Origin of the sequence: Erwinia phyllosphaerae, from assembly GCF_019132875.1 — a bacterium.
GTDB classification, from domain to species: domain Bacteria; phylum Pseudomonadota; class Gammaproteobacteria; order Enterobacterales; family Enterobacteriaceae; genus Erwinia; species Erwinia phyllosphaerae.
Window position 1 is genome coordinate 109,644 of record NZ_JAHSPF010000014.1, and the last position, 11,090, is coordinate 120,733.

The following is an 11,090-nucleotide window of genomic DNA, read 5'->3' on the forward strand; positions in this document are numbered from 1 at the left end:
TATGGTGGCTGAACTGACCGCGTTACGCGATCAAATTGATGAAGTTGATAAAGCACTGCTCGATTTACTGGCGAAAAGGCTTAGCCTGGTGGCAGAAGTTGGTGAGGTAAAAAGCCGCTACGGATTACCGATTTACGTGCCGGAACGTGAGGCAACAATGCTGGCCTCACGCCGTAAAGAGGCCGAGCTGCTGGGCGTGCCGCCGGATTTAATCGAAGACGTACTGCGTCGCGTAATGCGCGAATCTTATGCCAGTGAAAATGATAAAGGCTTTAAAACGCTTAACCCTGAACTGCGCCCGGTGGTTATCGTTGGCGGCAAAGGTAAAATGGGGCGTCTGTTTGAAAAAATGCTGACGCTTTCCGGCTATCAGGTCAAAACGCTGGATAAAGATGACTGGGCGCAGGCGCCTGACATGCTGGCGGATGCGGGCATGGTGATTATCAGCGTGCCAATCCATTTGACCGAAAAGGTCATCGCGGAACTGCCGCCCTTGCCGGAAGACTGCATCCTGGTGGATTTGGCCTCCATAAAAAATGGCCCGCTACAGGCGATGCTGGCCGCGCATAGCGGCCCGGTTTTAGGACTGCATCCGATGTTTGGCCCGGACAGCGGTAGCCTGGCAAAACAGGTTGTGGTCTGGTGCGACGGTCGCCAGCCGGAAGCCTATCAGTGGCTGCTGGAACAGATTCAGGTGTGGGGCGCACGGCTGCACCGCATCAGCGCGGTAGAACACGATCAGAATATGACCTTTATTCAGGCGCTGCGTCACTTTGCCACTTTTGCCTATGGTCTGCATCTGGCAGAAGAAAACGTCGATCTGGAACAGCTGCTGGCGCTCTCTTCGCCTATTTACCGGCTGGAACTGGCAATGGTAGGACGACTGTTTGCGCAGGATCCGCAGCTGTATGCGGATATTATTATGTCGTCAGAAAACAACCTGGCGCTGATCAAACGTTATTACCAGCGTTTTGGTGAGGCTATCCAGCTGCTGGAAAAGGGCGACAAGCAGGAGTTCATTAACAGCTTCCGTCGCGTGGAACACTGGTTTGGTGATTACGCCCAGCGCTTTATGCTGGAGAGCCGCTCGCTGCTTCGTCAGGCCAACGACCGTCAGTAAGCGGGATGCTTCGCCAGGCGAAAAGCTATCGGTAAGCGGGATGCTTCGCCAGGCGAAAAGCTATCGGTAAGCGGGATGCTTCGCCAGGCGAAAAGCTGTCGGTAAACGGGATGCCAGGCCAGGCGAAAAGCTGTCGGTAAACAGGATGCCTGGTCAGGCGAAAAGCTGTCAGTAAACAGAATGCCTGGCCAGACCAAAGGCTGTCAGTAAGCGGGAGGCTTCGCCAGGCATAGCTGGCAGTAAGCGAAAGCCGGTTACGGTAAAGCAATCTACGCCATGGATGGCGTAACCCGAACCATTAAAAACAATATCTGCTAAATTCGTACCCATCCTTCATGTCAGCCTTACGGGCTGCAATCCTCTTTCCCGGCCAGCGGTAAAAATCCTTTCTTTTGCAAAATCTCCTGCGCCTGAGCGCTTAATAAAAATTCCGCCAGCGGTCTGGCTGCGGGCTGGCAAATTGCCAGGCCGTAGCTGGCGCGAATTTTAAAAGGGGCGGGAATAGCCATAACGGTGATGCCTGGCAGCGGATTAATGCGCGCTGCATAGCTCTGATAACCGATAAAAATATCGGCCCGGTTATTGTTCAACAGCCAGCCTGCCGCAACTTCGCCAGCGGGAACAGGCAGACTTTGCGGGCCGCCAACCAGCTGAAGCGCTCGTTGCTTCAGCGCCGCGCCCATAGTCGGCCGATATTGCTCAATAAGGTCAAACAGCTGCCAGGTATAATCACCGGACGGATCGCTTATCGGCGTGGAAGTCGCTATGCGCAAAGCCGGATCGCAAAGCAGCTCGAGCCAGTTGCGGTCTGCAGCCGCCAGCTCTTCCCTGACGCTAAGGCAAAGCTGATTGTGGCAAAAGACGCTGATATCCATTGCCCTGCCTGACGCCAGCAAAGCCTGTGGGTGCATTATATTTGCCGACAGAAAAAGATCGCAGTGCTCGCCATGCATAATTCGCTGTCGCAAAAGCCCTGCCGGACCAAAGGTGCTGGTAACCGTGTTTCCCGTCGATGCGCGATAAGCTGCGGCTAAATCAGGCCAGACCGCTCGCAGGCTCCCGGCAGCCAGAACCCGCAGAGTCATCAATGACTGCCCACATAGTGGGTACGATAAAAGCGTTGATACCAGGCATCCGCCTTTTGCTGCATATCTATATCGCGGAATTTCTGCGGATAAAGCTTTTTCGCCATCCATAGCTCGCCCAGCGCCAGCGCTTCCGGCATCGGATAGCCCCAGGCTTTGGCATACTCCGGCATCAGATAAACGCGATGATGCTTAACCGCATCAATAGCCTGCCACGCTGGCTGCTGGTTGATCTCGTCGATCACCTGCGGATAACGATCCTGCACAAAGATCACCTGTGGATCCCAGGCGATGATCTGCTCCATCGAAACTTGTTTATAGCCTTTTACCGTAGCGGCAGCCACGTTCAGCGCGCCCGCGTGAGCCATCATCAGTCCGGTGTATTTACCCGAACCGTACGTGGTGAGATCGGGATTAGCCATATAAACGCGAATACGCTGTGAAGCAGAGACTGTTTTTAACCGGTCGGCAGTTTGCTGACGCTGGCTAAAGGTTGCCTTGACCAGCTCTTCTGCCTGCTGCTGGTGGTTGACGACCTCACCGATTAGACGAATGCCTTCTTTTAAGCCCTGATTGTAGGCCTGCTCCTCATCAGTAAGCTCGGGGTTAAGGCGGTTCTGTTGCTTATCATCGCGACGCAATGAAATAGCGATAACGGCTATTCCCAGCCTTTGTATCTGCTCGATCATTTCCTGCGGTGCGTAGTTAGTAACAAATACGACCTGCGGATGTAGCGCAACCAGTTTTTCTATATCAACGTGCGTCAAATCGCCCAGTGTTGGTATCCGGGTTAGCTCAGGCACCAGACGCTGGTAGCTGTCGCCCAGCTGCTGCTTCCAGTTGCTGAGAATACCTACCATCGTGCCGGTGGCATCCAGCTGTACCAGAAGATTCAGCGTTTGATGCTGAAGCACGACCACGCGATCGACCCGATCGGGAATAGTGACCAGGCGGCCCAGCTGATCGACAACCTGACGATCGGCATAAGAAGAGAAGGGCGACAAAGCTGCCGCCGCCAGCAAGAGGGAGCAAAAAATTTTACGCATCATAGTTACCTGAATTCCGTTATGTATTTGATGATATAGCGGTAGGTGTATCAGGTAAATAAGTCTGTCGAGGTATTTGCCGCTCCAGAGAGCGGCGGGTTTAATCGTTACTTTGGCTCTACCGGCAGAACGTTTTCGCCAGGATAGCAGCCCAGCACTTTTAACGAGCGGGTGATCGGAGCCAGCTCTCGCAGCGCCTGCTGAACTTCTTCCGAACGCAAATTGCCCTGAAAATCGATATAAAACATCTCTTCCCATGGATTGCCGTTAATCGGACGAGATTCCAGCTTGCTCATCACCAGATTATGGCGGCGCAGCACCAGCAGCGCTTCGACCAGCGCGCCCGCCTGCTGGCCCGTTGCCATCACCAGCGTAGTTTTGGCCGGAACCTGAAGCGTGACGTCAACCGGCTTGCGCGCCAGGATCACGAAACGAGTGATATTTTGCTGTTGATTAGCCAGATTGCGCTCCAAAACCTGCAAGCCATACAGCTCTCCACCGGCCTGACTGCCCAGCGCTGCCACTTTCGGCGATTTCATTGCGGCAACCTGTTCCATTGCGGCGGCCGTGCTTTCGGTATACTCAATTTTCCAGTGCGGATAACGGTGAATAAACTCACTGCACTGCTGGAAAGGCTGCGGATGACTGTAAACCGTCTCGATTTGCTGGAGATCGGTACTGCCGGTAACCAGTACGCAGTGGTCAATAGGGATCGTCATTTCGCCAACCAGTGAAAGACTGGTCTGCTGTAGCAGATCGTAAACCTCATTGATTGAACCGGAGCTGGTGTTCTCAATCGGCAACACGGCGTAGTCTGCCTGACCTGTTTCCACCTGATTAAAAATTTCCCGGAAGCTCAGACAGCCGCATTCAATCACGTTATCGAAGTGGCGAGCGGCATAGTTACGGGAAGCAAGATGAGAATAAGAGCCTTTTGGACCCAGGAAGGCGATGCGTGCCGACTGCGCATTGGTCTGGTTCAGATGCTTTTGCAGTAGCGCCTGCTGCGTCAGGACAGAATCTTCAATAATCAGTTGAAACAGGCGGGTAATGTAATGCGCATCCAGCTTGTGCGCTTTGCCAAGCGTAACCAGGTGTTCCAGTAAATCGCGCTCGCGGTCGATGTCGCGGACAGGCCGATGGGTGGCCATTTTTGCCGTAGCAACCTCAACCGCCAGCGCCCGGCGTTTGGCAAGCAGGCTCAGTAATTCTTCATCCAGGGCGCTGATCTTCTCGCGCAGGTTAAGCAGGGGATTTTCGTTGTTCATAAGGCTACCTGTCAGATGGTCAAAAAAAAAGCCTCCCGCTTGGGAGGCCTTGTTGTTCGTCTTCGCGTTCTTTCTTACACGACGAATCGCCTCCCGTTCAGGGGAAGGTAAAAAAGAAGGCGAAGAAGAACAGCTGTTTTTTCATCGGAGTATCCACGATTGTCAGAGGGTTAAAGTAACCGCAGCAATTTATCACTGTCAATAAGAAATGCAGCTCTGGCTAAAGAAGGGGGTTTTCCGTTGGTAGAGGCGAAGAAGGCAGAACAAAAAAACGCGCCCTGAGGCGCGTTCTCATCTTTTTAACTATTCCTCATCGATGACGCTAAGATCCTTAACGCTGGCGTGGGCGCGCTTCGCTTCACCCTTGTGCTGAACCTTGTTCAGCTGGCGCTCCAGCTTGTTGATCAATTCATTAATAGCGGCATACATATCATCATGCGCGGCGCTGGCAATCAGCGGGCCGTTCGGCGTATTGATGGTCGCATCGGCAACGTATTCTTTCGGTTCCTTTGACAGAACGATATGGGGATTAATCAGATGAGTTTGCCATTTTTCTAATCTGGCGAGACGCTCTTCAACATGTTGGCGGATAGCCGGCGTGATTTCCATTTGCTTGCTGGTAATGTTCAGAACCATAGTGCTTACCTCTCATCATTTCCGTCAAATGTAGGTTAAGCATACCCTGGAAAAACGGTTAATGTGTGATTTACATCACGTTATTTTGTCACTTTTTGTCAAGATAAGGGATTTTGTGAGACAGGCTGGCAACCCTGGAGAAGAGGCTTGTAGGTCAGGGTATTCACAGGCATTATGGATCGGTTGACCTGTAGAGGGTTAACGCACCGGGGCTTCTGCTAACAGAAAAATGGCAGCCGGAGCTGCCATTTCAGTGGTTCATCTTACGCCTTATTGGCCGCAATGATTTTCGCTACCTTATCGGCTTCTGCCGTTAGCTGCAGCTTGCGATAGGCATTTTCCATCAGCGGCAGTGCCTGACGAGTGGCCTGCGTATCCGGATAATCCCTCATCATTTGCTCAACGCGGTTAACTACTGCGACATAAGCCTCGCGCTTAGTGTAGAATTGCGCGACGGAGAGTTCATACTTCGCCAGACGATCCTTCAGGTAGATCAGACGCTTTCTCGCATCGGTAGCGTACTGGCTGTTCGGGTAACCGCGCAGCAGCTGAGAGAAGTCGTGGAAGGCGTCACGCGCATGGGTAGGATCGCGGTCGGAACGGTCGATGCCGAAAAAGCCCTGCAGCGCGCTGTCATCAAGCGCCATGTCCGTCAAACCACGCATATAAATGACGTAATCAATGTTCGGGTGGGTTGGATTCAGACGCATAAAGCGGTCAATCGCGGCCTGCGCCAGCGGCAAATCGGCATTTTTATAGTAAGCGTAGATCAGGTCCAACTGAACTTGCTGGGAGTAAGGCCCGAACGGATAGCGGTTATCAAGCGCTTCCAGTTGCGTTATTGCTCCTTTAAAGTTACCGTCCTGCAGTTTTTGCTGGGCAGTGGCATAGATCTCGGAAGGCGGGCTATCGGGCACCGTATCCTTCGAGCCGGAACAACCCGCTAATGCCAGGCTCAACGTGGCTGCAGCCACCAGATATTTCATACGCGTCATGACGATTTGATTATCCTCAGAGTGTTATTCAGGAAGCTGTCCATGTAGCTCCCGATAGTGACCAGGTACAATAGCACATTATATTAAACGGCATCGCCGTGAAAACCCAACGTTAACGAAGAAGCTGTTTATGGCACAACAAGTAAAACTCAACGCAACGGTCTCCGAATCGCAACTCGGACAACGCTTAGATCAGGCTTTGGCCGAATTGTTCCCTGATTATTCAAGATCTCGTATAAAAGAGTGGATTCTCGACCGTCGCGTCACCGTCAATGGCGTAATTATCGACAAACCGCGTGAAAAACTGCTCGGCGGCGAACAAATCGCTATCGATGCAGAGATAGAAGAAGAAGCACGCTGGGAAGCGCAGGATATCCCGTTGAACATTGTCTATGAAGATGACGATATTCTGGTGATCAACAAGCCGCGCGATCTGGTGGTGCATCCTGGCGCGGGCAATCCTGACGGTACGGTGCTGAATGCGCTGCTCCATCACTATCCTGCTATTGCGGATGTACCGCGTGCGGGCATCGTCCATCGTCTTGATAAAGATACCACCGGCCTGATGGTAGTGGCTAAGACGGTGCCGGCGCAAACGCACCTGGTCGAATCTCTGCAGCTGCGTGAGATTACCCGTGAGTACGAAGCAGTAGCTATCGGCAGAATGACGGCGGGCGGCACGGTAAACGAGCCAATCAGCCGTCACTCTACCAAGCGTACGCACATGGCCGTCCACCCTATGGGCAAACCGGCGACCACGCACTATCGCATTATGGAGCACTTCCGTGCCCATACGCGTATGCGTCTGCGTCTGGAAACGGGCCGTACGCACCAGATCCGCGTGCATATGTCGCATATCAGTCACCCGCTGGTGGGCGATCCGCTGTACGGTGGCCGTCCGCGTCCGCCAAAAGGTGCGTCAGAAGCTTTTATCTCTACGCTGCGCAAGTTTGACCGTCAGGCGCTGCACGCGACCATGCTGCGTCTCTATCATCCCGTTACCGGGATTGAGATGGAATGGCACGCGCCGCTGCCGCAGGATATGGTGGAGCTTATCGACGCCCTTAAAGCCGATACTGAAGAATTTAAAGATCAGCTGGACTGGTAATGAGCCTGATTACGCCTGAATGGGATGCGCCCGCTAACGTGCGGGCCTGTAGCACCACGCGGATGGGCGGCATCAGCCTGGCGCCCTGGGATTCTCTGAATCTTGGCGCGCATGTCGGTGACCAGCTCGCTGCGGTGGAGCACAATCGGCAGCATCTCGTCAGCCTGGCGGCTATGCCTTCGCCGCCTGTCTGGCTGGAGCAGGTTCACGGCACGCGTGTGCTTCATCTTTCCGGTGAGCAGCATGGTTCGCTTCAGGCTGGTTCGCTTCAGCCCGGTTCGCTTCAGGCCGATGCGGTTTATACGCGTCAGCCCGGTGCGGTTTGCGCGGTGATGACGGCTGACTGCCTGCCGGTTCTTTTCAGCTCGCTGGACGGCAAAGAAGTCGCGGCCGCGCATGCTGGCTGGCGCGGACTTTGCGCTGGCGTACTGGAAGCGACGCTTGCTGCTTTTGCGTCGCCGCCGGAAGAAATCATCGCCTGGCTGGGTCCGGCAATTGGCCCGCAGGCTTTTGAAGTAGGCGCAGAGGTACGCGAGGCGTTTTTAGCGCAGGATTTAACCGCCAGCGATGCTTTTCTTCCCGCAGGCGAAAAATATTATGCAGATATCTGGCAGCTCGCCAGGCTGCGTCTGACACGTCAGAACGTGCGCCAAATCACGGGTGGCGGCTTGTGCACCTTCTCGCAGCCCGAGCAATTTTTCTCTTACAGACGTGATGGCGTAACAGGCCGTATGGCAAGTTTGATCTGGCTGAGCTAACCTGTCGCCCTAAGACGGTCCGGACTGACCTTTTTTTCACCAAAATATTCAGGTCATTTAACTTGAAAATTTGAGGGAAGACCTCATTTAATCTCCAGTAGCAATTTGACCTGAATAGGGGGAATTATGCGTCTGGATCGTCTTACTAATAAATTCCAGCTTGCTCTTGCTGACGCCCAGTCTTTAGCACTCGGGCGCGACAACCAGTTTATCGAACCACTTCATCTGATGAGCGCCTTGCTAAAGCAGGAAGGCGGTTCCGTCTCACCTTTACTGACTACGGCTGGTGTGGATGTCTCCGCGCTGCGTCACGGTGTTGAGCAGGCAATTAGCCGCTTGCCGCAGGTAGAAGGCACGGATGGCGATGTACAGCCTTCTGCCGACCTCGTACGCGTACTGAATCTTTGCGACAAACTGGCACAAAAGCGTGCCGACAACTTTATCTCATCCGAACTCTTTGTGCTTGCCGCGCTGGATTCACGCGGATCGCTGGCTGATTTATTGAAATCGGCCGGGGCAACCAGTGAAAAATTACAGCGGGCAATTGAGCAGATGCGTGGAGGCGAAACCGTGAACGACCAGGGAGCTGAAGATCAGCGCCAGGCACTGAACAAATATACCATCGACCTGACCGAGCGCGCGGAGATGGGCAAACTGGATCCGGTTATCGGGCGTGATGAAGAGATTCGCCGCACGATTCAGGTTCTGCAACGTCGTACCAAGAATAACCCGGTATTGATCGGTGAGCCTGGCGTCGGTAAAACCGCTATCGTAGAAGGACTGGCGCAGCGCATTATCAATGGCGAAGTTCCTGAAGGCCTGAAAGGGCGTCGGGTTCTGGCGCTGGATATGGGCGCGCTGGTGGCGGGTGCAAAATATCGTGGCGAATTTGAAGAGCGTTTGAAAGGGGTACTGAACGACCTGTCTAAACAGGAAGGCAACGTCATCCTCTTTATTGACGAGCTGCATACGATGGTCGGCGCCGGGAAAGCGGATGGCGCGATGGATGCCGGTAACATGCTGAAGCCTGCGCTGGCTCGCGGGGAACTGCACTGCGTCGGCGCAACAACGCTGGATGAATATCGTCAATATATAGAGAAAGACGCCGCGCTTGAGCGTCGTTTTCAGAAAGTCTTTGTAGCGGAACCAAGTGTTGAAGACACCATTGCTATTCTGCGTGGCCTGAAAGAGCGTTATGAACTGCATCACCATGTGCAGATTACCGATCCGGCCATCGTCGCGGCCGCTACGCTGTCGCACCGTTATATTGCCGATCGCCAGCTGCCGGATAAAGCCATCGATCTGATTGACGAAGCGGCTTCCAGCATCCGTATGCAGATTGACTCTAAACCTGAGGCGCTGGATCGCCTTGAGCGCCGTATTATTCAGCTGAAGCTGGAACAGCAGGCGCTGAAAAAAGAGTCGGACGATGCCAGCATCAAGCGGCTGGATATGCTGGAAGAAGAGCTGAGCCAGAAAGAGCGTGATTATTCGGAACTGGAAGAGGAGTGGAAGACAGAAAAAGCTTCTCTTTCCGGTACGCAAACCATTAAAGCAGAGCTGGAACAGGCGAAGCTTTCTATGGAGCAGGCGCGAAGGACTGGCGATTTGGCGCAGATGTCGGAACTGCAATACGGAAAAATTCCCGAGCTGGAAAAACAGCTGGCCGCTGCTACCCAGGCGGAAGGTAAAACCATGCGGCTGCTGCGAAACCGCGTCACGGATGTAGAGATTGCAGACGTGCTGGCCCGCTGGACGGGTATTCCTGTTGACCGCATGATGGAAGGTGAACGCGATAAGCTGCTGCGTATGGAGCAGGAACTGCATCAGCGCGTGATTGGGCAGGATGAAGCTGTCGAAGCGGTTTCAAACGCAATCCGCCGTAGCCGTGCGGGCCTGGCCGATCCTAATCGCCCAATTGGCTCATTCCTGTTCCTTGGTCCAACTGGCGTGGGTAAAACCGAGCTCTGTAAGGCGCTGGCGAACTTTATGTTCGACAGTGACGACGCGATGGTTCGCCTGGATATGTCAGAGTTTATGGAAAAACATGCGGTGTCTCGTCTGGTCGGCGCGCCTCCGGGCTACGTTGGCTATGAAGAGGGCGGCTATCTGACCGAGGCCGTTCGTCGTCGACCTTACTCTGTTATTTTGCTGGATGAGGTAGAGAAAGCGCATCCGGACGTGTTCAACATCCTGTTGCAGGTACTGGATGATGGTCGTCTGACGGACGGGCAGGGCAGGACGGTCGACTTCCGTAACACGGTTGTCATTATGACTTCTAACCTGGGATCTGACCTGATTCAGGAACGCTTTGGCGCGCTAAGCTACGCGGAAATGAAAGATGTCGTCATGACGGTTGTCGGGCAGCAGTTCCGTCCGGAGTTTATCAACCGTATTGACGAGCTGGTGGTTTTCCATCCGCTGGGTGAAAAACATATTGCTTCTATTGCTAAAATCCAGCTGCAGCGGTTGTATGACCGTCTGGCGGATCGCGGCTATGAACTGCATATCTCGGATGCTGCTTTACAGCTGCTGGGCGAAAACGGCTACGACCCTGTGTATGGTGCAAGGCCGTTAAAACGCGCCATTCAGCAGCAGATCGAGAATCCACTGGCTCAACAGATACTTTCTGGCCAGCTGGTTCCGGGTAAAACAGTTGAAATGGACGTGCAGGACGGAACTATAGTGGCGCACCAGTAACAGCGGTGACAGTTTAAAATGGGCCTTCGGGCCCATTTTTGTCTGTTTAATCGTCTATGTGTACTGCTTTTAGCCTTCTGGGGCTAATTTTTGAACGGTTGAGTTATTTTTTGCAATTAGGGGTTGTCAGCCGTCGAGAACTCCCTATAATGCGCCTCCATCGACACGGAACAACGGCTTACGAGTCGCCGGGTTGAGAGGTTCAGGAAGCTGAACCGCCGGAGAAAAACTTCTGAAAAAGAAGTTGACTCTGAAGGAGGAAGGCGTAAGATACGCCACCTCGCAGTAAGTCGCCAAGGCGCTTACCGCAACGCTCTTTAACAATTTATCAGACAATCTGTGTGGGCACTCGCAGGATTGATATCAGCGTCTCC

10 protein-coding genes and 1 other annotated feature are annotated in these 11,090 nt (G+C 53.6%); of the genes, 4 read left to right on the forward strand and 6 right to left on the reverse strand.

Going from position 1 to position 11,090, the window contains the following annotated elements; all coding sequences use genetic code 11:
• Position 1: 1 nt before the first annotated feature.
• Positions 2-1,120: a bifunctional chorismate mutase/prephenate dehydrogenase gene (gene tyrA / locus KUE00_RS20040; protein ID WP_246761897.1), complete on the forward strand. Its 1,119-nt coding sequence runs from the start codon at positions 2-4 to the stop codon at positions 1,118-1,120.
• A gap of 344 nt (positions 1,121-1,464) precedes the next feature.
• Here the strand turns inward: tyrA and KUE00_RS20045 are convergent, their stop codons facing one another.
• The 6 genes from KUE00_RS20045 to bamD form a co-directional block, all read right to left on the reverse strand.
• Complete coding sequence (locus KUE00_RS20045) at positions 1,465-2,316, reverse strand: substrate-binding domain-containing protein (protein WP_343215897.1); 852 nt, start codon at positions 2,314-2,316, stop codon at positions 1,465-1,467.
• Complete coding sequence (locus tag KUE00_RS20050; protein WP_246761900.1) at positions 2,205-3,251, reverse strand: ABC transporter substrate-binding protein; 1,047 nt, start codon at positions 3,249-3,251, stop codon at positions 2,205-2,207. The genes KUE00_RS20045 and KUE00_RS20050 overlap by 112 nt, the downstream gene beginning before the upstream one ends.
• A 107-nt stretch (positions 3,252-3,358) precedes the next feature.
• Positions 3,359-4,519: a bifunctional chorismate mutase/prephenate dehydratase gene (gene pheA / locus KUE00_RS20055; RefSeq protein WP_246761903.1), complete on the reverse strand. Its 1,161-nt coding sequence runs from the start codon at positions 4,517-4,519 to the stop codon at positions 3,359-3,361.
• Positions 4,520-4,540: 21 nt separating this feature from the next.
• Positions 4,541-4,665, reverse strand: a sequence feature (Phe leader region).
• Complete coding sequence (locus tag KUE00_RS20060; RefSeq protein WP_200871605.1) at positions 4,617-4,664, reverse strand: hypothetical protein; 48 nt, start codon at positions 4,662-4,664, stop codon at positions 4,617-4,619. Its footprint overlaps the feature before it by 48 nt.
• A 157-nt stretch (positions 4,666-4,822) precedes the next feature.
• Positions 4,823-5,155, reverse strand: coding sequence for a ribosome-associated translation inhibitor RaiA (gene raiA, locus KUE00_RS20065; protein WP_246761904.1), 333 nt, complete (start codon positions 5,153-5,155; stop codon positions 4,823-4,825).
• A 263-nt stretch (positions 5,156-5,418) separates the two neighbouring features.
• The gene (gene bamD / locus KUE00_RS20070) at positions 5,419-6,150 is read right to left on the reverse strand and encodes an outer membrane protein assembly factor BamD (RefSeq protein WP_246761906.1); all 732 of its coding nucleotides are present in this window, start codon (positions 6,148-6,150) and stop codon (positions 5,419-5,421) included.
• A gap of 130 nt (positions 6,151-6,280) precedes the next feature.
• On the opposite strand from bamD, the gene rluD reads away from it, so the two are divergent.
• The 3 genes from rluD to clpB all read left to right on the forward strand — a co-directional run bounded on the left by rluD (position 6,281) and on the right by clpB (position 10,716).
• Complete coding sequence (gene rluD, locus KUE00_RS20075) at positions 6,281-7,258, forward strand: 23S rRNA pseudouridine(1911/1915/1917) synthase RluD (RefSeq protein ID WP_246761908.1); 978 nt, start codon at positions 6,281-6,283, stop codon at positions 7,256-7,258.
• Positions 7,258-8,016, forward strand: coding sequence for a purine nucleoside phosphorylase YfiH (gene yfiH, locus KUE00_RS20080; protein WP_246761910.1), 759 nt, complete (start codon positions 7,258-7,260; stop codon positions 8,014-8,016). The genes rluD and yfiH overlap by 1 nt, the downstream gene beginning before the upstream one ends.
• Before the next feature lie 114 nt (positions 8,017-8,130).
• Positions 8,131-10,716, forward strand: a complete 2,586-nt coding sequence (gene clpB / locus KUE00_RS20085; RefSeq protein ID WP_246761923.1) for an ATP-dependent chaperone ClpB — start codon at positions 8,131-8,133, stop codon at positions 10,714-10,716.
• Positions 10,717-11,090 lie beyond the last annotated feature (374 nt).

What these genes read in the sequence shown, in the direction of transcription:
- tyrA (WP_246761897.1), top strand. Translation starts at nt 2, where the DNA reads ATGGTGGCTGAACTGACCGCGTTACGCGATCAAATTGATGAAGTTGAT.
- KUE00_RS20045 (WP_343215897.1), bottom strand. Translation starts at nt 2,316, where the DNA reads ATGGATGGCGAAAAAGCTTTATCCGCAGAAATTCCGCGATATAGATAT.
- KUE00_RS20050 (WP_246761900.1), bottom strand. Translation starts at nt 3,251, where the DNA reads ATGCGTAAAATTTTTTGCTCCCTCTTGCTGGCGGCGGCAGCTTTGTCG.
- pheA (WP_246761903.1), bottom strand. Translation starts at nt 4,519, where the DNA reads ATGAACAACGAAAATCCCCTGCTTAACCTGCGCGAGAAGATCAGCGCC.
- raiA (WP_246761904.1), bottom strand. Translation starts at nt 5,155, where the DNA reads ATGGTTCTGAACATTACCAGCAAGCAAATGGAAATCACGCCGGCTATC.
- bamD (WP_246761906.1), bottom strand. Translation starts at nt 6,150, where the DNA reads ATGACGCGTATGAAATATCTGGTGGCTGCAGCCACGTTGAGCCTGGCA.
- rluD (WP_246761908.1), top strand. Translation starts at nt 6,281, where the DNA reads ATGGCACAACAAGTAAAACTCAACGCAACGGTCTCCGAATCGCAACTC.
- yfiH (WP_246761910.1), top strand. Translation starts at nt 7,258, where the DNA reads ATGAGCCTGATTACGCCTGAATGGGATGCGCCCGCTAACGTGCGGGCC.